Source organism: Enterobacter sp. K16B, from assembly GCF_020216105.1.
GTDB lineage: Bacteria > Pseudomonadota > Gammaproteobacteria > Enterobacterales > Enterobacteriaceae > Enterobacter > Enterobacter sichuanensis.
In genome coordinates this window covers 1-22275 of sequence record NZ_JAIWJZ010000068.1, presented here as the reverse complement: position 1 = coordinate 22275, position 22275 = coordinate 1, and the positions used below count along the sequence as shown (strand labels likewise).

The window sequence follows — 22275 nt, the reverse complement described above, 5'->3', positions numbered from 1 at the left end:
ATGACAATTTCGGAGCTACTTCAGTACTGCATGAGTAAACCAGGCGCGGAGCAGAGCGTTCATAGCGACTGGAAAGCCACCCAGATTAAAGTGGGGGACGTCCTGTTTGCGATGGTGAAAGAAGTTGAGGGGCGTCCAGCGGCGTCGCTGAAAACCAGCCCGGAACTGGCCGATTTGTTACGCCAGCAGCACCATGACGTGCGGCCAAGCAAGCATCTCAATAAAGCCCACTGGAGTACCGTCTATCTTGACGGGTCGCTGCCAGGCTCACAAATATACTATCTGGTTGACGCGTCTTATCAGCAGGCGGTTGAGCTGCTGCCGGAAGCGACCCGACAGCAACTCTCCGTGTGACAATTACAGCAATGGCTTGAGGAAGCGCGCGGTGTGCGAGGCTTCGCACTCTGCAACGGTCTCTGGGGTGCCGGAGACAAGGATTTCACCGCCGCCGCTGCCGCCTTCCGGGCCGAGATCGACAATCCAGTCCGCGGTTTTAATCACGTCCAGGTTGTGTTCAATGACCACAATGGTGTTGCCCTGATCGCGAAGCTGATGCAGAACGTCGAGCAGTTGCTGGATATCGGCAAAGTGCAGACCGGTGGTCGGCTCATCCAGGATATACAGCGTCTGACCGGTACCGCGTTTGGACAGCTCACGCGCCAGCTTCACGCGCTGCGCTTCACCCCCTGACAGCGTGGTGGCGGATTGCCCCAGACGAATGTAGGTCAGACCGACGTCCATCAGCGTCTGCAGCTTACGCGCCAGCGCAGGTACGGCATCAAAGAACTCACGCGCCTCTTCGATGGTCATGTCCAGCACTTCGTGGATCGTTTTGCCTTTGTACTTAATCTCCAGCGTTTCGCGGTTATAGCGTTTGCCTTTGCACTGGTCGCACGGCACGTAGATATCCGGCAGGAAGTGCATCTCCACCTTGATCACGCCGTCGCCCTGACACGCCTCACAGCGGCCGCCGCGAACGTTAAAGCTGAAACGACCTGGCGTATAGCCGCGCGAACGCGCTTCCGGAACGCCAGCAAACAGCTCACGTACGGGCGTAAAGACGCCGGTATAGGTCGCCGGGTTGGAACGCGGGGTCCGGCCAATCGGGCTCTGATCAATGTCGATAACCTTATCGAAATGCTCCAGCCCCTGGATATCACGGTACGGTGCCGGTTCGGCCAGCGTCGCGCCGTTCAGCGCCGTCTGCGCAATCGGGAACAGCGTATCGTTGATTAGCGTCGATTTACCGGAACCGGATACGCCAGTAATACAGGTAAACAGGCCAACCGGCAGCGTCAGGGTGACGTCTTTCAGGTTGTTGCCGCGCGCGCCGGTGAGCTTAAGCACTTTCTCCGGATTCGCCGCCACGCGCTGCTTCGGCACCTCAATCTTGCGCTTGCCGCTCATGTACTGGCCGGTTAACGATTCTGGCACTGCCATAATGTCTTTCAGGGTGCCTTCCGCGACCACCTGGCCGCCGTGTACGCCCGCGCCCGGGCCGATGTCGATAACATGGTCGGCAGCACGGATCGCATCTTCATCATGCTCAACCACAATCACCGTGTTGCCGAGGTTACGCAGATGAATAAGGGTACCGAGCAGACGCTCGTTGTCGCGCTGGTGAAGGCCGATGGACGGCTCATCGAGCACGTACATGACGCCGACCAGGCCTGCGCCAATCTGGCTTGCCAGACGGATACGCTGGGCTTCACCGCCGGAGAGCGTTTCTGCCGAGCGGGAAAGCGTCAGGTAGTTCAGGCCGACGTTGACCAGGAACTTCAGACGATCGCCGATCTCTTTCAGCACTTTTTCGGCGATTTTCGCGCGCTGACCAGAGAGCTTCAGATTGTTGAAGAAGTCCATTGCGTGACCGATGCTCATGTCTGAGATGGTCGGCAGCGCGGTGTTTTCCACAAACACGTGGCGCGCTTCGCGACGCAGACGCGTGCCGTCACAGGTGGCGCAGGAGCGGTTGCTGATGAACTTCGCCAGCTCTTCGCGTACCGCGCTGGATTCGGTCTCTTTGTAGCGGCGCTCCATGTTGTGCAGCACCCCTTCGAACGGGTGGCGACGTACGGAGGTGTCGCCGCGATCGTTCATATATTTGAACTCGATGTTCTCTTTACCGGAACCGAACAGGATCACTTTGTGCACGTTCGGGCTCAGGCTGGCCCACGGCGCTTCCACGTCGAACTTATAGTGCTCTGCCAGCGATTTAAGCATCTGGAAGTAGTAGAAGTTACGCTTATCCCAGCCGCGGATTGCGCCGCCCGCAAGCGACAGCTCCGGATTCTGGATCACACGATCCGGGTCAAAATACTGCTGCACACCCAGGCCGTCACACGTCGGGCAGGCGCCCGCCGGGTTGTTGAACGAGAACAGGCGCGGTTCCAGCTCGCGCATGCTGTAGCCGCAAATCGGGCAGGCAAAGTTGGCGGAGAAGAGCAGCTCTTCCGCCTGCGGGTCGTCCATGTCGGAGACCACGGCGGTACCGCCGGAGAGTTCCAGCGCGGTTTCAAACGATTCCGCCAGACGCGTGGCGAGATCGTCACGCACCTTAAAGCGGTCAATCACCACTTCGATGGTGTGCTTCTTCTGCAGCTCCAGCTTTGGCGGATCGGACAGGTCACACACCTCGCCATCAATACGGGCGCGGATATAACCCTGGCTTGCCAGGTTTTCCAGCGTTTTGGTGTGCTCGCCCTTACGCTCTTTGATGATCGGCGCCAGCAGCATCAGGCGTTTGCCTTCCGGCTGCGACAGCACGTTATCCACCATCTGGCTCACGGTCTGTGCCGCCAGCGGGACGTCGTGGTCCGGGCAGCGCGGCTCACCCACGCGGGCATACAGCAGACGCAGGTAGTCATGAATTTCGGTAATGGTACCGACCGTTGAGCGCGGGTTATGCGAGGTGGACTTCTGCTCAATAGAGATAGCAGGAGACAAGCCTTCAATGTGGTCGACATCCGGTTTTTCCATCAGCGACAGGAACTGACGCGCGTACGCAGAGAGTGATTCAACGTAACGACGCTGTCCTTCGGCATACAGAGTGTCGAAAGCCAGTGAGGATTTGCCAGACCCCGAAAGCCCGGTCACGACAATGAGTTTGTCGCGAGGGATTATGAGGTTGATATTCTTGAGATTGTGGGTGCGGGCGCCCCGAACTTCGATCTTATCCATTCACCTTTCCCGGTTGGAACACGGATTGCCTGGTTTGTTTGAAGGACAAACGGCTGTCAGAAACGGCTAATTATGACACAATTTGACCTGTTTGAATATACAGTATTGGAATGCATTTTCTGACTGACTGTGTAACAATGTTATGTTCGCACGAGAACTCTGGAATCCATCTCGCAGCTATCAAAATGCAGCATGGAAATGGTACACTCGCGCGTTTACACTATTAAGAAACGTATTCAGGAGACACGAACATGGCCAGCAGAGGCGTAAACAAGGTGATTCTCGTCGGTAATCTGGGCCAGGACCCGGAAGTACGCTACATGCCGAGTGGTGGCGCAGTTGCCAACATTACGCTGGCTACTTCCGAATCCTGGCGTGATAAAGCGACCGGTGAGATGAAAGAGCAGACCGAATGGCACCGCGTTGTGCTGTTTGGCAAACTGGCAGAAGTGGCCGGTGAGTATCTGCGTAAAGGTTCTCAGGTGTATATCGAAGGCCAGCTGCGTACCCGCAAATGGACCGATCAGTCCGGTGCTGAGAAGTACACCACTGAAGTGGTGGTTAACGTCGGTGGCACCATGCAGATGCTGGGTGGCCGTCAGGGCGGTGGCGCACCAGCAGGTGGTGGCCAGCAGCAGGGCGGTTGGGGTCAGCCTCAGCAGCCACAGGGCGGCAACCAGTTCAGCGGCGGCGCACAGTCTCGTCCGCAGCAGCAGTCTGCGCCGGCGCCGTCTAACGAACCGCCAATGGATTTCGACGACGACATTCCGTTCTGATTTCCAGCCTCTAAGAAAAGCCCTGCTGTCGCAGGGCTTCTTATATTACCCGGTGGTTGATAATTACATTCATAACGGTGTAAATGTTGTCTGAATAATATCGTCCGCGAGGTGCTATGCCACAACAACTCTTTGATCCTGCTGACGTCCAGAAAACATTCTCAATGCTGACTGTAGACAGCCATAATACGACGTTGCTGAATGAGATTTCCCTTCGAGCATCAGTCGATGATGAGCTGAGCTTTGGCCCATTCCCTCCAGGCTATCATTTTGTCAGGGCTGAAAATCGTATTGCGGGTATTCCTAACGAGCATTTTGAACTGGCCTTAGTTAATGAAATCACCAAAGAGATTGTTTACTACAATCGCGTGATTTATCAGAAAGATGCCTTCTTAAACTACATGCCGGTAACGCAAATCCTGATATGGCGGTCGCCCAAACCGTCGCATCGTGGCGTGTTACGCGATCTGCCTGGCAAAGTGTTTTCCCAATACTTACTGGAAAAATACAACGTCATTATCACAGATCGTCACCAGACGCGTGACGGTATGAGCTTCTGGCAATCTCGGCTGTACGACGCCATCGCCAGCGGTCATCATTTGTATGCCTACGACATGATCACCTGTGAAATGAGGCCAATTAAGAGAGACAGCGATATTGGCAACCAGGTTGACTGGCTTTGGGGAGATGAAGAACACCACCAGAACCGCCTGGCGATTATCAGTAAATTCCCGCTGCCTGTTATGGACTGAAGCCCTGAAAATAAAAAAGCCTCGTAAAAGAGGCTCTTAACATCTTGTTATAAAACGACCATCAGGTAATGACCATCGGCCAGTCCGGTGGTGTATGGCTCATCGCTTCAACCATCACTACTTTAATATTTTCCCAGACGGCGGCCATATCCAGCAGGGTAATGCCAAGCAGACCTGTTGCAAACCAACAGGCCGCGCCCAGTCCTAACAGCGTGCTGATGACAGCAAGGCCCGTGTAGTCAGATTTACGAAATTGAATGTTCAGCGTGCTGGCTAAAAACATCAGTACCGCACTCAACAAAGGCCAGCGCAAGAGAACCATGCTGGTAGTAATGGTTGCCATAAAACCCATCCTCTACAAAACAGACGAACTGAATGAAACAGATTTTTTCGTTACATAAGATGTGTGAACTATATCACGTTTGCTGTTTTATTCGCCAGTCCCGGGCTGATGAAAAAGAGGGATTCCTCGCTGCCTGTAAACCCTATTCGCCTGAGAGAAAATATATCTTTGCAGGCTAAGCTCTCATTCCCCGTACTCTTTATAATGAATTCATTGAGATAGCAAAATCGATGCAAAAGAGGGCGCGTTGTATAACGTTTACAGCCATATCCCTATGGCTTATGCTTGAGTGGACAATTAATTTTACTCGCAGCTAACCTTTCAGGTTTTTGAATTTTATTGTTTTTTTATTTATTTGTACGTATTTAATTACACACAACGTTGTTTTAATTCGCTGCGCTGAGATCCAGCTTGTGGCGTTGGTATGACGACATTTCGAATCTGAAGAAAGTTGCGTCCGGTTTATCGCCTGATAATCAGCGAAAAAAAATGAAAGAAAACCGACGTGAGATTATTAATGACAGCATGCAGGCGCTGCATGCGCTGGCAAAGCTGATGCCCCAGCTTCATGCCCAATGTTCACTGGCCGACATGCTGGAGACTATCAGCCGCGCCCTGGGCGCAAGCCTTGCCTGGGTCAGCGTAAATGGTGATGACGGCCTGCAGCGTGTGGTCAGCGCCGGGGAGATGACCTGCCATCCCTTCGAGGTCGCCGATTTCCTCGCGGGCACTCTGCTGGAGCGGCATCATCGTTCGTGGCGGGTGGTCTACTGGAAAGAGAATATTGGCCGCGCGTTATTTCCTCCTCAGCATCCCGGCTATGCGCAGCTGCAAAGCGGGGTGCTGTGCAAACTTTCGACCCATAACTGGCACTGCAGCGGCTATTTCTTTTTAGGGTTTGATGAACGACTCTATTCTCTGCCGGTTCTGAAAAATATTGTCGTGGTGCTGGTCGAAAAATTAAAAGACTATTTCGCGGAAATTATTGCCCGGGAGAAAACCGCCCAGGAAATGCAGCGCGTCGTGACGCAATATAAGACCCTGTTTGAACGGGCCCCGGTGTTAATGAACTCTTTCGACAAATTTAACCGCTGCGTGCTGTGGAATGCCGAATGTGAAAAAGTGTTCGGCTGGACGATGGCGGAGATCGCTGAATATGCCGATCCGCTTGCGCTGTTTTATCCCGACCCTGAAGAGCGTCGGCGGGTCAGGGAGTCGGTCAATGTCTCACCGCTTAAAGATATGTATGAATGGCATCCGTTACGCAAAGACGGCACCCGGCTGACGGTACTGTGGTCCAACATTCTGCTGCCGGACAACTCTATTCTCAATATTGGGCTGGACATTACCGAGCGGAAAAAAGCCGAGCAGGAGCTGGAGGTAAAAGCCACCACCGACGATCTTACCGGCTGCTTTAACCGTTCGGCGATTTTGCAGCAGCTGGAGCTTGCGCTGGCGGCCAATACCCGGCAGGAGGTTAACAGCCACTTTTGTGTCCTGATGTTTGACCTGGATTTTTTCAAGCAGATCAACGATGAGTGGGGTCACCCGGTGGGCGATGCGGCGCTCCTTCACTTTTGTAACGCGATCCGTGAGTTAGCGCCCTCAGAGTCAGCGTTAGGGCGCGTGGGAGGAGAAGAGTTTTTGCTTTTGCTGGCGCACGCTGACGGCAATGGCGCTGCGCAGTTGTCCGCCAGGCTGCGCACCTTTCTGCAAACATACCCGCTGGTGGTGGGTGAGAGAAAGCTGTCGCTGTCGTTTAGTGCCGGGGTTGTCGAAGTCAGTGGGGGACAGCGGGATACTTCAGCCTTACTGAGGCGTGCCGATAAAGCATTATATGAGGCCAAGCATTCGGGACGAGGAAAAACGGTGGTGGCTGATTATTTATAAATCAATGCACAAAATACGCCCAAACAAATAGCATAAAATGTCATGATGGGGTTGTGCTTTTTTCGTGCTGTCACAAGTTTGGCTTAATCAACGATCGTCTGTTGTGTTATCTTCCCACCGCGCTTACGGGCTGGATAATTATTTTCCTTAATTGAAACGGAACGAATACTTACAGTTTCACTTACGGGAAAATATTATCGTCATAACGAAATTTAAGATTTTTAATACTAAAAGTCAGTTGCTAACTTCGCATGATTCATGCAACGTAATCACCTGTTTAACAAAGCATCCGGCCTTCATTACTACAGGCGTACAACATGCAGGGATATAGGGCGGGAAATGAATCGTAGCGCACGGCGCAAGATGCTCAGGGTGGTAGGGATCATCATGGTAGTTATGCTGCCGGTGATGCTTGCGCTATGGTTTGCCCAGCTAAGAGCCGTATCAGAAACAAGCGCCCAGCTACGCACCTTTGCTGAACTGGCTTTAGACAAAACCGAGCTGGTTATTCAGCAGGTTGATCTGGCCCGGATTGAGGCTACAAAATATCAGGGTGAGCGTTGTACGCCGGAACACCGTCAATATATGTTGAACGTGGTTCGTGGCCGCCTGTTTGTTGCCGATTTAATTTATGCGGAAGGTCAGAATTTTCTTTGTTCGACCGTTTTTACACCGGATCATCCCTACGCCATTCCCGTTGCTAATTACACCCGGAAACCTGACGTCGCTATCTATTATTATCGCGATACCCCATTTTATACTGGCTATAAAATGACATATATGCAGCGCGGAAATTATGTGGTGGTGGTTAATCCACTTTCATACAGCGAAGTCATGTCCGAAGATCATTCCCTTTCATGGGGAGTATACGACACGGTTACCAATGCGTTCTTTTCCGTTAGCCAGAAAGCCAACGTGTCGTTATTAAATTCGATGATTCGGGATAAGGAATCGGTATTTCAAAAAGATAACCGTTTTTATACGGTCGTAAAATCGCCCAAAAGACCGATTGCGGCGATTGTGTCGACATCGAATAAACGCTTTTATGAAACGCTTTATCATCAGGCGACGCTGACGCTGCCGCTGGGCATGATCTGCAGCATGATTATTTTGCTGGTATGGTCCCGTACCCATCGTGAGCTTAATTCGCCAGGGCGCTTGTTGCACCGGGCGCTGAACAAGCGTCAGCTTTGCGTACACTATCAGCCGATTATTGATATTAAGAATAATCAGTGTGTGGGCGCGGAGGCGTTGTTACGCTGGCCGGGTTTTAACGGGCAGGTGATGAGCCCGGCGGAATTTATCCCGCTGGCGGAAAAAGAGGGCATGAGCGAGCGGATCACGGACTATGTCGTTGAGGAGGTGTTCAGCGATCTGGGCCATTTCCTGGCCGGGCATCCGCATCTCTATATTTCAATTAACCTGTCGGCCACGGATTTTCACTCCTCGCGGCTGATTGCCATGATTTCTGACAAGGCCCGCCACTACGCCGTCCGTGCCCAGCAAATCAAAATAGAAGTGACGGAACGCGGTTTTATCGATGTCCCCAAAACCACGCCGGTGATTCAGGCTTTCCGTCAGGCGGGCTATGAAGTCGCGATCGATGATTTCGGTACCGGTTACTCGAACCTGCATAACCTTTATTCGCTGAACGTGGATATTCTGAAAATTGATAAATCGTTTATCGATACCTTAACCACCAACAGCACCAGCCACCTGATCGCCGAACACATCATCGAGATGGCTCAGAGTCTGCGGCTTAAAACCATTGCGGAAGGGGTTGAGACGGCAGAGCAGGTAAGCTGGCTGCTGAAGCGCGGCGTCCAGTACTGTCAGGGATGGCACTTCGCGAAAGCGATGCCGCCCCAGGAATTTATGACCTGGCAGCAGCAACCTTTGCATTGATCGTACTTAGTTCAACTGGTGGCGATAATCGCTCGGCGTGCGGTCAAACTCACGGCGAAATACGCGGGAAAAGGTCTGTTGCGACACGTAGCCAAGATCCATCGCGATATCAAATATCGGCCGCTGCGTTGAGCGTAACGCCTGCGCCGCCAGCAGCAGTCTGCGCTGACGGATGTACTCACCCAGCGTCTGATGCATAACCGTGCGGAACATTCGCTGTAAATACCATTTCGAATAGCCCGACTTTTTCGCGACCACATCAATGTTCAACGGTTGGTCGATATGTTCATCAATCCATTCAATAAGCGTCTGAATAATCTGCTGATGCGACATAAGGTTGCCCCTCTGTAGATACAACTATCTCGGTTAATTCGTCGTTTTCTCTGCGGGGGAGTATAATTCCTCAAGTTAACTTGAGGTAAAGAGGTTTTATGGAAAAGAGATTGCCGCGAATAAAAGCGCTTTTAACCCCCGGTGAAGTGGCTAAGCGAAGCGGTGTTGCCGTGTCGGCGCTCCACTTCTATGAAAGCAAAGGGTTAATCAAAAGCATTCGTAACGCCGGAAACCAGCGGCGCTACACCCGCGACGTGCTCCGCTACGTGGCGATTATCAAAATTGCGCAACGAATCGGTATTCCCCTGGCCACGATTGGCGAAGCCTTTGGCGTACTGCCGGAAGGGCATACGCTGAGCCCGAAAGAGTGGAAAGAGCTGTCATCCCAGTGGCGTGAAGAGCTGGACAGGCGTATCCATACGCTGGTCGCTTTGCGTGATGAACTGGATGGCTGCATTGGCTGCGGGTGTTTGTCGCGTAGCGATTGTCCGCTGCGTAACCCGGGAGACAGGCTGGGCGAGCAGGGGACGGGGGCGCGGTTGCTGGAAGAAGATTGAGATCGGTTTGCCGGGTGGCGGCTGCGTCTTACCCGGCCTGCAAAACCGAGAACGTAGGCCGGGTAAGCGAAGCGCCACCCGGCAAAAAGCATAATAAAGAACTAAAGCGCCACATAAGGGCGCTTTAGTTTTTCCCGGTCTTTGTCTTTCACTCTATCCCGCTGGTTCACGGGAGGGTTTCCCCCGACATCAGCACCCCTCGTGTCGAGCTGGTTGGGGAGGTTCCGGATTGTGCTGACACTTTAATTCTATGCAAGACCCGTTTTTTCGCCAGCCGCCCCCACGCTTTTTTAGCCGAATTTTTTTCGCGGTGTTGTTCGATTTTCTATAGTTAAAAAGTATGAATAACAGGAGAAAACCATGCTCACGGTACACCACCTCAACCAGTCGCGCTCGCACCGCGTGATCTGGGCGCTGGAAGAACTCGCGCTGCCGTATGAGATCGTTCACTACCAGCGGGAAAAGAACATGCTGGCACCGGCCTCCCTGAAAAAGGTGCATCCGCTGGGCAAATCACCGGTTATTGAAGATAACGGACTGATCCTTGCCGAATCCGGCGCCATTCTGGAATACCTGCAGGAAACGTACGATCCCGAGTCCCGGCTTAAGCCTTTAGATCCGGCCCATAAGGTGCAGTACCGCTTCTGGCTGCATTACGCGGAAGGATCGCTGATGCCGCTGCTGTTAATGAAGCTGGTCTTTAATAGTCTCGGCAAGCCACCCGTGCCGTTTGGTATCAGAACCCTGGGGAAAGCGCTGGGGCAAGGGGTGCAGAAAGCGTATCTCAACCGTCAGCTGGAAACCCATGCGCGCTTTATTGAATCACATCTGGCTGAAAACAGCTGGTTTGCCGGGAAAGCGCTCAGTATGGCCGACATTCAGATGAGCTTTCCGATCTTTGCCCTGCTGGCACGCGGTGGTATCAGTAACCTGCCGCATATTCAGGCATGGAAGACAAAGGTGGAGAACAGCCCGGGCTGGCAAAAAACCCTGGAGCAGGGTGGCCCGCTATCTATCCCGGGTGAGGATTGAAATGTAAACACATTGCGCATAAACGATAACGTTTGCGCATCCTCTGTTTATTTCTTCAGCGTCATAAGTGAATTTTAGCGAAAAACGATAAAGTTCAGTTGAAAAGGGCGGGTATTAGGCTGGATAATCGTTTGCCTTAATTTGACCACCCGTTTGTAAGTGCGGAGCTAAACGTTTGCTTTTTTTGCGACGCCCTTTCGTCGCAAACGCAACACAAGGATTTGACGTTTAGCTGGCAGCGGCGTCTCCACCTTGCTTACAGACTTCCTAAAAAACTCTCAGGGGATGTTTTCTATGTCTACGCCATCTGCGCGTACTGGCGGTTCACTTGACGCCATGTTTAAAATTTCGGCTCGCGGCAGCTCCGTGCGCCAGGAAATCGTTGCCGGTTTGACAACGTTTCTGGCGATGGTTTACTCCGTCATCGTGGTGCCGGGCATGCTGGGCAAAGCGGGCTTCCCGCCAGCGGCGGTCTTTGTGGCAACCTGTCTGGTGGCCGGTGTCGGCTCTATCGTGATGGGGCTGTGGGCGAACCTGCCGCTGGCGATTGGTTGCGCCATCTCTCTGACCGCGTTTACCGCGTTCAGCCTGGTGCTGGGCCAGCAGATCAGCGTCCCGGTTGCGCTGGGTGCCGTGTTCCTGATGGGCGTGCTGTTTACCGTTATTTCAGCGACCGGTATCCGTAGCTGGATCTTGCGCAACCTGCCGCAGGGCGTGGCGCACGGCACTGGCATCGGTATCGGCCTGTTCCTGCTGCTGATCGCCGCCAACGGCGTCGGTCTCGTCATCAAGAACCCGCTGGACGGTCTGCCGGTGGCGCTGGGTCATTTCGCCAGCTTCCCGGTGATTATGTCGCTGATCGGCCTGGCGGTGATTATCGGTCTGGAAAAACTGAAAGTCCCGGGCGGCATTCTGCTGACGATTATCGGCGTCTCCATTGTCGGCCTGATTTTCGATCCGAACGTTCATTTCTCCGGCATTTTCGCCATGCCGTCGCTGAGCGATGATAAAGGCAACTCCCTGATTGGCAGCCTGGATATCGTTGGCGCGCTGAACCCGGTGATCCTGCCAAGCGTGCTGGCGCTGGTGATGACCGCCGTGTTTGATGCGACCGGGACCATCCGTGCGGTTGCGGGTCAGGCAAACCTGCTGGATAAAGACGGCCAGATTATTGATGGCGGCAAGGCGCTGACCACCGACTCCCTGAGCAGCGTCTTCTCTGGCCTGGTAGGCGCGGCGCCTGCGGCAGTGTATATCGAGTCCGCCGCGGGCACGGCGGCAGGCGGTAAAACCGGCCTGACGGCGATCACCGTTGGCGTGCTGTTCATGCTGATCCTGTTCCTCTCGCCACTCTCCTATCTGGTTCCGGCCTACGCCACCGCGCCAGCGCTGATGTACGTTGGCCTGCTGATGCTGAGCAACGTGGCGAAAATCGACTTCGCGGATTTCGTCGACGCCATGTCAGGTCTGATTACCGCGGTGTTTATCGTGCTGACCTGTAATATCGTGACCGGCATTATGATCGGCTTCGCGTCGCTGGTGATTGGCCGAGTGGTCTCCGGTGAGTGGCGCAAGCTGAACGTAGGTACCGTGGTCATTGCCGTTGCGCTGGTGGCGTTCTATGCGGGCGGCTGGGCAATCTGAGTTGTCCTTTGATGCGAAAACGGGTGGCTCAGGCCGCCCGTTTTTATTTTCAGGACTCATCCTGTTGCCTTTTACGTTACTCTGGGGAAGATAGAATAAAAGGCACGACGCCTTCCGTAGTAAATAAGCAACACAGCAAACAGGGAACGCATGGAAATCTTCTTCACAATACTCATCATGACCCTTGTGGTCTCGCTATCCGGGGTGGTTACACGCGTACTGCCCTTTCAGGTCCCCCTGCCATTAATGCAAATTGCCATCGGCGCGCTGCTGGCGTGGCCGACGTTTGGCCTGCACGTGGAATTTGACCCCGAACTGTTCCTCGTGCTGTTTATCCCGCCACTGCTGTTTGCCGATGGCTGGAAAACGCCGACGCGCGAGTTCCTTGAGCACGGACGAGAGATCCTGGGCCTGGCGCTGGCGCTGGTGGTGGTCACCGTGGTCGGGATTGGTTTTCTCATCTACTGGGCCGTACCCGGCATCCCATTAATTCCGGCTTTCGCGCTGGCCGCCGTGCTGTCGCCAACCGATGCCGTGGCGCTGTCCGGCATTGTGGGTGAAGGCCGCATTCCGAAGAAAATCATGGGGATTTTACAGGGTGAGGCGCTGATGAATGACGCCTCCGGTCTGGTCGCCCTGAAATTTGCCGTGGCCGTGGCGATGGGGACGATGGTCTTTACCGTCGGCGGCGCGACCCTGGAGTTCTTTAAGGTGGCCATTGGCGGGATCCTGGCAGGCTTCGTGGTGAGCTGGCTGTACGGTCGCTCATTGCGCTTCCTCAGCCGCTGGGGCGGCGATGAGCCGGCGACGCAGATTGTGCTGCTGTTCCTGCTGCCGTTTGCCTCTTATCTGATTGCTGAACATATTGGCGTGTCGGGCATTCTGGCGGCGGTTGCGGCAGGGATGACCATCACCCGCTCCGGCGTGATGCGCCGCGCGCCGCTGGCCATGCGCCTGCGTGCCAACAGCACCTGGGCGATGCTGGAGTTTGTCTTTAACGGCATGGTGTTCCTGCTGTTGGGCCTGCAGCTGCCAGGCATTATGGAATCCTCGCTGGTGGCGGCCGAAGCCGACCCGAATGTTGAGGTCTGGATGCTGTTTACCGACATCGTGCTGATCTACCTGGCGCTGATGCTGGTGCGTTTCGGCTGGCTGTGGACGATGAAAAAGTTCAGCGTGCGCTTCCTGAAGAAAAAACCGATGGAGTTCGGCTCGTGGACCACGCGTGAGCTGCTGATTGCCTCCTTTGCCGGCGTGCGCGGGGCGATCACCCTCGCCGGTGTGCTCTCCATTCCGCTGTTGCTGCCCACGGGTGATGTCTTCCCGGCGCGTTACGAACTGGTGTTCCTGGCGGCGGGCGTGATCCTGTTCTCCCTGTTTGTCGGCGTGATTATGCTGCCGATTTTGCTGCAGCATATTGACGCGGGGGACTCGACTCAGCAGCACAAAGAGGAGCGTATCGCGCGTGCGGCCACCGCTGAAGTGGCGATTGTCGCGATTCAGAAAATGGAAGAGCGTCTGGCCGCGGATGCGGAAGAGAACATCGACAATCAGCTGCTGACGGAAGTCAGTTCCCGGGTGATTGGTAACCTGCGTCGCCGCGCCGATGGGCGTAACGATGTGGAAAGCTCGCTGCAGGAGGAGAACCTGGAGCGCCGGTTCCGCCTGGCGGCGCTGCGCTCAGAGCGTGCCGAGCTGTACCATCTGCGCGCCACGCGCCAGATCAGCAACGAGACGCTGCAAAAGCTGTTACACGATCTGGACTTGCTGGAAGCGCTGTTGATAGAGAATCAGTAGCACGCTTTTGCCCGGTGGCGCTGCGCTTACCGGGCCTACGTCCGAACCGTAGGCCGGGTAAGGCGAAGCCGCCACCCGGCACTATTCAGACCGCACCCAAAACCCCTCACAACACTGCAGCCACGCCTGCGCACTCTGGGACAAATAGACCCCTTCACGCCAGATCATCCCCAGTTGCCAGTGCAGATCGCTCTCCAGCGGGATCCAGCGCAGCGTGTTTTTATCCAGACGTTCGCATATCGGCTGCGGCAGGATGGCAATGCCTACGCCTGCCTGCACCATCGCCGCCAGGAAATCCCACTGACCGCTGCGCACTGCAATGCGCGGCTTCACGTTATGGTGTTGAAACAGCGTCATCAGCTGGCGGCTTAAGGCGAAGTCTTCGTTGTAGATCAACAGAGGGTGCTCACCGAGCAATTCAGGCTTCACCGAGTCTCTCTTCAGCCAGTCGCCGGAGCGGGGAACCAGCACGCACAGCGGGTGGCTAAAGAGCGGAAGCGTCGCCAGACCGCTCTCTTCCTCAACGGGGAGGGCGGTCATTGCCACGTCGAGCTCACCGTTGGTGACGGCCTGCTGTACGGTTAACCCACCAAACTCCGAAATCTTCAGCTCAACGCCGGGGTAACGCTGGCGAAACAGGCTAATCGGCCCGGCCATCATCATCCCCACCATCGGTGGAATGCCGAGGCGCAGCACCCCTTTCGTCAGGTGGTTTATATCATCCAGCTCCGCTTCCAGCTGGCGGAACTCCGCCAGAATCGCCAGCCCGCGTTCGAACACCACGCGTCCGGTGTCGGTCAGCAACAGCTTGCGCCCGTCGCGGATCAGCAGGGTACAGTTCAGTTCATCTTCGAGGTTTTTCAGCATCTTGCTGATGGTGGGCTGGGTAACAAACAACTTCTCCGCTGCGCGGGTAAAACTTTGCTGGCGAACCACTTCGACAAAATAGCGCAGCGTTCTTATGTCCATGATTATTCCTCGAAACTATACCTGTGATGATTTTAATTCATTTCAGTCCACACCGTGCGCTCACTATACTGGCGCCTCGTCTCATTTTTGAGGAAAACCCCTATGGCCGTGGCGTTAAGCCGTGTTACGCCTGCCGTTGTACAACGACTCCAGGTACCGGTTCAGGTACTGCTCTACGCGGGATTGTTCGTTTTCGCTGAATATCTTGTCGGCTGGCTCCATCTGCCGCTGCCTGCCAATTTGGTGGGGATGCTGCTGATGCTGACGCTTATCCTCTGTCGCGTGATCCCCCTTAACTGGGTACGCGCCGGCGCGCGCTGGCTGTTAGCAGAGATGCTGCTGTTTTTTGTCCCTGCCGTGGTGGCGGTGGTGAACTATGCCCAACTGCTGATGGTGGACGGCTGGCGCATCTTCGCGGTCATCGCACTGAGTACGCTGATGGTGCTGGGGGCGACCGCCTGGGTGGTGGATAAAGTCTATCGCTTTGAAATCCGCAGGCACAAACATGACTAACTTTCAGATAAGCGTCCTGTGCCTGATTGCTACGCTGGGGATCTACTTCGCCAACAAGCGGCTGTATCGCCGTTTTCATGCTCTGCCGCTGATGCCGCTGGTCTTCACACCAATCCTGCTGGTGCTGATGCTGGTCTTTGGTCATATCTCCTGGCAGGACTACATTGGTGAATCCCACTGGCTGCTGTGGTTGCTTGGTCCGGCGACCATCGCCTTTGCCGTTCCCGTTTACGACAACCTGGCGATCATCAAACGCCACTGGATGTCGCTCAGCGCAGGCGTGCTCACCGCCACGGTGGTGGCGGTCTGTAGCTCCGTCTGGCTGGCACGGCTGTTTACGCTGCCCGATGAAATTCAGCGCAGCCTGGCCGTGCGCTCGGTGACCACGCCGTTTGCGCTGGCGGCCGCGAAACCGCTCGGCGGGCAGCCGGATCTGGTGGCGCTGTTCGTAGTGGTGACGGGCGTTTTTGGGATGGCAGTCGGCGATATGCTCTTTCTGCGGCTTTCTATTCGGGAAGGGATGGCCAAAGGCGCAGGGTTTGGCGCGGCGTCGCACGGCGCGGGCACGGCACGTTCGTATGAACTGGGTCAGCAGGAGGGCGTAGTGGCAAGCCTGGTGATGATGCTTTCAGGCGTGGTGATGGTGCTGATTGCGCCGCTGGTGGCGTGGGTGATGTTTTAAGCTCCCCGGCCAGAACGACCGGGGAGAATGGCTTAGTGCGCGCGGCCCTGCTCAACGCCGAGACCGGTTTGTGAACGGATAAACTGGGCGCGGAATTTTTCACGCTCCAGGTTACCCTCCGGCGAGTTGTCGGTGGCCGAGAAGAACCAGATACCGATGAACGCCACGGCGATCGAGAACAGCGCCGGGTATTCGTACGGGAAGATGGCGCTGGCGTGACCGAGGATTTGCACCCAGATGGTCGGACCCAGAATCATCAGGATCACTGCCGTCAACAGCCCCAGCCAGCCGCCAATCATCGCCCCACGGGTGGTCAGTTTAGACCAGTACATGGAGAGCAGAATGATTGGGAAGTTACAGCTTGCGGCAATGGAGAAGGCCAGCCCCACCATAAAGGCGATGTTCTGCTTCTCGAACAGAATGCCCAGCAGAATGGCGACCACGCCCAGCACCAGCACGGTGATTTTAGAGACTTTCAGCTCATCACGTTCGCTTGCCCCTTTACGGAAGACGTTGGCGTAGAGGTCGTGCGACACCGCAGATGCGCCTGCGAGGGTTAAACCTGCCACCACCGCAAGAATGGTGGCGAAGGCCACGGCCGAGATAAAGCCGAGGAACAGGTTGCCCCCCACCGCATCAGCCAGGTGCACCGCTGCCATGTTGTTCCCGCCAATCAGCGCACCCGCCGCGTCTTTAAACGCCGGATTCGCCCCCACCAGCATGATGGCGCCAAAGCCGATGATAAAGGTCAGGATATAGAAGTAACCCATGAAACCGGTGGCGTAGAAGACGCTCTTACGCGCTTCTCGCGCATCGCTCACGGTGAAGAAGCGCATCAGGATGTGAGGCAGGCCAGCGGTACCGAACATCAGGCCCAGACCGAGGGACAGGGCAGAAATCGGGTCTTTCACCAGCCCGCCCGGACTCATGATGGCTTCCCCTTTCGGGTGGACCGCCATCGCTTCGGTAAACAGGTTATTGAAGCTGAACCCGACGTGTTTCATCACCATAAAGGCCATAAAGCTGGCGCCGAACAGCAGCAGAACCGCTTTGATAATCTGCACCCAGGTAGTCGCCAGCATGCCGCCGAACAGGACGTACATCACCATCAGGACGCCAACCAGCACAACCGCGACGTGGTAGTTCAGGCCGAACAGCAGTTCAATCAGTTTACCCGCGCCGACCATCTGCGCAATCAGGTACAGCGCCACCACCACCAGTGAACCGCAGGCGGAGAGGGAGCGAATCGGCCCCTGCTTCAGACGGTATGAGGCCACGTCTGCGAAGGTATAGCGCCCCAGGTTGCGCAAGCGTTCGGCGATCAGGAACAGAATGATCGGCCAGCCGACGAGGAAGCCGAGGGAGTAGATCAGGCCGTCATAGCCGGAGGTGTACACCAGCGCAGAAATCCCGAGGAACGAGGCCGCGGACATAAAGTCTCCCGCAATCGCCAGTCCGTTCTGGAAACCGGTAATGTTGCCGCCTGCGGTGTAGTAATCGTTACGGGAGCGCACGCGTTTCGACGCCCAGTATGTGATATACAGCGTCAGCACGACGAAAATCAGGAACATCACAATCGCCTGCCAGTTGGTTGGCTGGCGCTGTACCTCGCCGGTAATGGCATCTGCCGCGTGGGCGGCAAAGGGAAGTGTGGCGGCTAGCGCCGTCAGGACGCGCTTCATGATGCTTTTACCTCTTGCAGTACCGCTTTATTAAGACGATCGAATTCACCGTTCGCGCGCCAGACGTAGACGCCGGTCAGCACAAATGAAACCACAATCACGCCAATCCCGATGGGAATACCGCGCGTCACGCTGGTGCCCTCGTGCAGCGGGGTACCCAGCCAGTGCGGCGCAAAGGCGATCAGCAGAATAAAGCCGACGTAGATAATCAGCATGATGATGGAAAGAATGAAGGCAAACCGTTGCCGCTTATCGACGAGCTCCCTGTAGTGCGCACTATTCTCTATCTGCTGACAAATATCGTTATTCATCACAGAGTTCTCCAGAGGTAAGGTGGGTTTGTTTTTAGTTCCCTCTCCCCTGTGGGGAGAGGGTTAGGGTGAGGGGGGGAAGGTGCGGTCTGATGCCCTCACCCCGGCCCTCTCCCGCAGGGAGAGGGAGAAAAATTTATGAAGGCATGGCGATGGCCTGCTTCTCTTCGAGCAGTTTTTCCACCACGCCAGGATCCGCGAGCGTTGAGGTATCACCGAGATTGCTGGTGTCTCCCGCCGCGATTTTGCGCAAAATACGACGCATGATTTTGCCGGAGCGGGTTTTCGGCAGCGAATCGGTCCAGTGCAGCACGTCCGGCGTGGCAAGCGGGCCAATCTCTTTACGGACCCAGTTGCGCACCTCGGTATACAGCTCTGGCGACGGTTCTTCCCCGTGGTTCAGGGTGACGTAGGCGTAAATCGCCTGGCCTTTGATGTTGTGCGGAATACCCACCACGGCCGCCTCGGCAATTTTCGGATGTGAGACCAGGGCAGATTCAATCTCCGCGGTGCCAAGACGGTGGCCGGAGACGTTCAGTACGTCGTCCACGCGTCCGGTGATCCAGTAATAGCCATCTTCGTCACGACGCGCGCCGTCGCCGCTGAAGTACATGTTTTTGAAGGTTGAGAAGTAGGTCTGCTCGAAGCGATCGTGGTCGCCGAACAGGGTACGCGCCTGGCCCGGCCAGGAGTCGACGATCACCAGGTTGCCTTCGGTGGCCCCTTCCAGCGGATGACCTTCGTTATCCACCAGCGCAGGCTGCACGCCGAAGAACGGACGGGTGGCGGACCCGGCTTTCAGCTGTGTGGCGCCCGGCATCGGGGTGATCATAAAGCCGCCGGTTTCGGTCTGCCACCAGGTGTCCATCACCGGGCATTTCTCGTTACCGATTTTTTTCCAGTACCACTCCCAGGCTTCCGGGTTGATAGGCTCGCCGACGGACCCGAGAATGCGCAATGAAGAACGGTCTGTGCCTTCAATGGCTTTATCCCCTTCCGCCATTAAGGCGCGGATCGCCGTTGGGGCGGTGTAGAGGATGTTGACCTGATGTTTGTCGACGACCTGACACATCCGCGCCGGGGTCGGCCAGTTTGGCACGCCTTCAAACATCAACGTGGTTGCGCCACAGGCCAAAGGGCCATACAGCAGGTAACTGTGTCCCGTCACCCAGCCCACGTCGGCGGTACACCAGTAGATGTCACCAGGATGGTAGTCGAAGACGTATTTGAAAGTGGTGGCCGCATAGACCAGATAGCCGCCGGTGGTGTGCAACACCCCTTTCGGTTTGCCGGTTGAACCGGAGGTATAAAGAATGAAGAGCGGATCTTCCGCGTTCATCTCTTCCGGCTGATGCTGGTCACTGGCGTTCTCAATCAGATCGCTCCACCACAGGTCACGCCCCTCGTTCCAGTCGATTTTGCCGCCGGTGCGCTTCAGGACAATAACGTTACTTACCGTTTTAACGTTCGGGTTTTTCAGCGCTTCGTCGACATTTTTCTTCAGCGGGATACCGCGCCCTGCACGCACGCCTTCATCGGCGGTGATCACCAGTTTTGAACTGGAATCGACAATACGGCCGGCAACCGCTTCTGGCGAGAAGCCACCGAAAATAACGGAATGAATCGCGCCGATACGGGCGCAGGCCAGCATGGCCACCGCCGCTTCCGGCACCATTGGCATATAGATCGCGACCACATCGCCTTTTTTAATGCCTCTTTCCAGCAGGACGTTGGCGAAGCGGCACACGTCGCGGTGCAGTTCTTTATAGGTAATGTGTTTGCTCTGCGAGGCATCATCGCCTTCCCAGATAATGGCCGTCTCATTCCCTCGCTCGGCAAGGTGGCGGTCAAGGCAGTTCGCCGCCAGGTTCAGCGTGCCATCTTCATACCATTTAATGGAGACATTGCCGGGTGCAAAGGAGGTGTTCTTCACCTTCTGATAGGGTTTGATCCAGTCCAGGATATGGCCCTGCTCACCCCAGAAAGCGTCCGGGGCGGTGATAGATTGCTGATATTTCTCGTGGTACTGCTCCGGGTTGATCAGGCAACGGTCCGCAATGTTTGCGGGAATGTCATGTTTGTGTATTTGGCTCATGGCTTTTTTTCTCCTTGTAAGATGTTAATAATATGTCGCAAAAACGTTAATTGTAGGGGCTTTACAAGCTTTGTTTATTATTTGGGCTGCAGATCACGCATTGTTTGAACAGGTTGAAAAATGAGCGAATGAAAGTTTGAAGGAAAATAATTTATGCTGACGATTATTCACATTTATGTTTAAAAAAGCGTTTTTATAACAAACGGTTATTTATCAGAATTAGAACAAACCCCCGTCATCGTCGCTTTTATGAGTGAAATGCGTCGTTCTTTAAGGCTTGCGCAACAGGCCGCGCAAATGATACTCATACGCCGCGTTAAAAAATCCCATAAACCAACGCAACACAATGCATACCCTTTCAGTATGTCTCCGTATTCATTCACATTGCGTGACTGAGGAGCTTCATTGAGGAAGTCAGTTTCTATGAAAAACGTTAAAGTCAGCCTGGCCTGGCAGATCTTGCTAGCCCTTGTGCTGGGCATCTTACTGGGCAGTTACCTCCACTATCACAGCGACAGCCGCGAATGGCTGATTGCCAACCTGCTCTCTCCGGCAGGGGATATCTTTATTCATCTGATTAAGATGATTGTGGTACCGATTGTGATCTCGACGCTGGTGGTCGGTATTGCGGGCGTTGGCGATGCAAAACAGTTAGGCCGCATCGGGGCGAAAACCATTATCTATTTCGAAGTGATCACTACGGTCGCGATCGTTCTCGGTATCACCATGGCGAACGTGTTCCAGCCCGGTTCCGGGATCGATATGTCGCAACTGGCAACGGTGGATATTTCGAAATACCAAAGCACAACCGCTGACGTGCAAAGCCATGCGCACGGACTGATGGGGACGATCCTGTCGCTGGTGCCGACCAATATTGTGGCGTCGATGGCGAAGGGCGAGATGTTGCCTATCATCTTCTTCTCCGTGCTGTTTGGTCTGGGACTCTCCTCGCTGCCGGCGACGCACCGTGAACCGCTGGTAACGGTGTTCCGCTCTATCTCCGAAACCATGTTTAAAGTGACCCACATGGTGATGCGTTATGCGCCGGTCGGGGTGTTTGCGCTTATTGCCGTCACCGTGGCGAACTTCGGTTTTGCCTCCCTGTGGCCGCTGGCGAAGCTGGTGATCCTGGTGCATTTCGCCATCCTGTTCTTTGCGCTGGTGGTGCTGGGGATTGTGGCGCGTCTGTGCGGGCTGAGCATCTGGATCCTGATCCGTATCCTCAAAGATGAGCTGATTCTGGCCTACTCCACGGCAAGCTCAGAGAGCGTGCTGCCGCGCATTATTGAGAAGATGGAGGCCTATGGTGCGCCGGCCTCGATTACCAGCTTCGTGGTGCCTACCGGTTACTCGTTTAACCTGGACGGTTCGACGCTGTACCAGAGTATCGCCGCTATCTTTATTGCGCAGCTGTACGGCATTGACCTGTCGCTGTGGCAGGAGATCGTGCTGGTGCTGACGCTGATGGTTACCTCAAAAGGTATCGCGGGCGTGCCGGGCGTCTCCTTCGTGGTGCTGCTGGCGACGCTGGGCAGCGTCGGCATTCCGCTGGAAGGTCTGGCGTTTATCGCCGGTGTGGATCGTATCCTCGACATGGCGCGTACGGCGCTGAACGTGGTGGGTAATGCGCTGGCGGTGCTGGTGATCGCCAAGTGGGAACACAAATTCGATCGTAAAAAAGCGCTGGCGTATGAACGCGAGGTGCTGGGTCGTTTTGATAAGACGGCCGATCGGTAAGGTAAAAAGCCCGGTGGCGCTGCGCTTACCGGGCCTACGGGGTTTGTAGGCCGGGTAAGGCGAAGCCGCCACCCGGC

The 22275-nt window shown here is 55.3% G+C and carries 19 protein-coding genes; 12 read left to right on the top strand and 7 right to left on the bottom strand.

Annotation, left to right across the window (positions count from 1 at the left end):
- Positions 1-354: an MmcQ/YjbR family DNA-binding protein gene (locus LDK53_RS13795; protein ID WP_025757844.1), complete on the top strand. Its 354-nt coding sequence runs from the start codon at positions 1-3 to the stop codon at positions 352-354.
- A 3-nt stretch (positions 355-357) separates the two neighbouring features.
- Here LDK53_RS13795 and uvrA read toward each other — a convergent pair whose 3' ends face one another.
- Positions 358-3180 (bottom strand): excinuclease ABC subunit UvrA, encoded by a 2823-nt coding sequence (uvrA, locus tag LDK53_RS13790; RefSeq protein ID WP_047957548.1) that lies wholly within the window; start codon positions 3178-3180, stop codon positions 358-360.
- Positions 3181-3431: 251 nt separating this feature from the next.
- Here uvrA and ssb1 point away from each other — a divergent pair, with 251 nt between their 5' ends.
- Positions 3432-3956 carry a single-stranded DNA-binding protein SSB1 gene (gene ssb1 / locus LDK53_RS13785; protein WP_008503384.1) on the top strand — a complete coding sequence of 175 codons (525 nt, stop codon included), beginning with the start codon at positions 3432-3434 and terminating at the stop codon, positions 3954-3956.
- 116 nt (positions 3957-4072) lie between these two features.
- Positions 4073-4708, top strand: a complete 636-nt coding sequence (locus LDK53_RS13780) for a hypothetical protein (RefSeq protein WP_047957549.1) — start codon at positions 4073-4075, stop codon at positions 4706-4708.
- 61 nt (positions 4709-4769) lie between these two features.
- Here the strand turns inward: LDK53_RS13780 and LDK53_RS13775 are convergent, their stop codons facing one another.
- On the bottom strand, positions 4770-5051 hold the full coding sequence (locus LDK53_RS13775) for a YjcB family protein (protein WP_025757848.1): 282 nt from the start codon (positions 5049-5051) through the stop codon (positions 4770-4772).
- 489 nt (positions 5052-5540) lie between these two features.
- On the opposite strand from LDK53_RS13775, the gene LDK53_RS13770 reads away from it, so the two are divergent.
- Positions 5541-6941 carry a GGDEF domain-containing protein gene (locus LDK53_RS13770; protein ID WP_225287393.1) on the top strand — a complete coding sequence of 467 codons (1401 nt, stop codon included), beginning with the start codon at positions 5541-5543 and terminating at the stop codon, positions 6939-6941.
- Between the two features lie 339 nt (positions 6942-7280).
- Positions 7281-8846 (top strand): EAL domain-containing protein, encoded by a 1566-nt coding sequence (locus LDK53_RS13765; RefSeq protein WP_025757851.1) that lies wholly within the window; start codon positions 7281-7283, stop codon positions 8844-8846.
- Between the two features lie 6 nt (positions 8847-8852).
- Here LDK53_RS13765 and soxS read toward each other — a convergent pair whose 3' ends face one another.
- Entirely contained in the window at positions 8853-9179 is a 327-nt protein-coding gene (soxS, locus tag LDK53_RS13760; RefSeq protein WP_013095071.1) for a superoxide response transcriptional regulator SoxS, read from the bottom strand.
- Positions 9180-9277: 98 nt separating this feature from the next.
- Between soxS and soxR the strand changes: the two genes are divergently transcribed.
- The 4 genes from soxR (at position 9278) to LDK53_RS13740 (ending at position 14209) form a co-directional block, all read left to right on the top strand.
- The gene (gene soxR / locus LDK53_RS13755) at positions 9278-9736 is read left to right on the top strand and encodes a redox-sensitive transcriptional activator SoxR (RefSeq protein WP_025757852.1); all 459 of its coding nucleotides are present in this window, start codon (positions 9278-9280) and stop codon (positions 9734-9736) included.
- Between the two features lie 360 nt (positions 9737-10096).
- Complete coding sequence (locus tag LDK53_RS13750; RefSeq protein WP_045285549.1) at positions 10097-10768, top strand: glutathione S-transferase family protein; 672 nt, start codon at positions 10097-10099, stop codon at positions 10766-10768.
- 294 nt (positions 10769-11062) lie between these two features.
- Positions 11063-12412: a guanine/hypoxanthine transporter GhxP gene (gene ghxP, locus LDK53_RS13745; RefSeq protein WP_025757854.1), complete on the top strand. Its 1350-nt coding sequence runs from the start codon at positions 11063-11065 to the stop codon at positions 12410-12412.
- 150 nt (positions 12413-12562) lie between these two features.
- Positions 12563-14209: a Na+/H+ antiporter gene (locus LDK53_RS13740; RefSeq protein WP_025757855.1), complete on the top strand. Its 1647-nt coding sequence runs from the start codon at positions 12563-12565 to the stop codon at positions 14207-14209.
- A gap of 81 nt (positions 14210-14290) precedes the next feature.
- Here the strand turns inward: LDK53_RS13740 and LDK53_RS13735 are convergent, their stop codons facing one another.
- Entirely contained in the window at positions 14291-15178 is an 888-nt protein-coding gene (locus LDK53_RS13735) for a LysR family transcriptional regulator (protein WP_025757856.1), read from the bottom strand.
- Between the two features lie 102 nt (positions 15179-15280).
- Between LDK53_RS13735 and LDK53_RS13730 the strand changes: the two genes are divergently transcribed.
- A complete protein-coding gene (locus tag LDK53_RS13730; protein WP_025757857.1) occupies positions 15281-15691 on the top strand; it encodes a CidA/LrgA family protein in 411 nt (136 codons plus the stop codon).
- Complete coding sequence (locus LDK53_RS13725; RefSeq protein WP_025757859.1) at positions 15684-16373, top strand: LrgB family protein; 690 nt, start codon at positions 15684-15686, stop codon at positions 16371-16373. Before LDK53_RS13730 ends, LDK53_RS13725 begins: the two co-directional genes overlap by 8 nt.
- Before the next feature lie 32 nt (positions 16374-16405).
- Here LDK53_RS13725 and actP read toward each other — a convergent pair whose 3' ends face one another.
- From actP to acs, 3 genes are all read right to left on the bottom strand, one after another.
- Positions 16406-18055: a cation/acetate symporter ActP gene (actP, locus tag LDK53_RS13720; protein WP_045285546.1), complete on the bottom strand. Its 1650-nt coding sequence runs from the start codon at positions 18053-18055 to the stop codon at positions 16406-16408.
- Positions 18052-18366 carry a DUF485 domain-containing protein gene (locus LDK53_RS13715; protein WP_025757861.1) on the bottom strand — a complete coding sequence of 105 codons (315 nt, stop codon included), beginning with the start codon at positions 18364-18366 and terminating at the stop codon, positions 18052-18054. The genes actP and LDK53_RS13715 overlap by 4 nt, the downstream gene beginning before the upstream one ends.
- 136 nt (positions 18367-18502) lie before the next feature.
- Positions 18503-20461 (bottom strand): acetate--CoA ligase, encoded by a 1959-nt coding sequence (acs, locus tag LDK53_RS13710; RefSeq protein WP_059386358.1) that lies wholly within the window; start codon positions 20459-20461, stop codon positions 18503-18505.
- A 423-nt stretch (positions 20462-20884) separates the two neighbouring features.
- On the opposite strand from acs, the gene gltP reads away from it, so the two are divergent.
- Positions 20885-22198 (top strand): glutamate/aspartate:proton symporter GltP, encoded by a 1314-nt coding sequence (gltP, locus tag LDK53_RS13705; RefSeq protein ID WP_045285544.1) that lies wholly within the window; start codon positions 20885-20887, stop codon positions 22196-22198.
- Positions 22199-22275 lie beyond the last annotated feature (77 nt).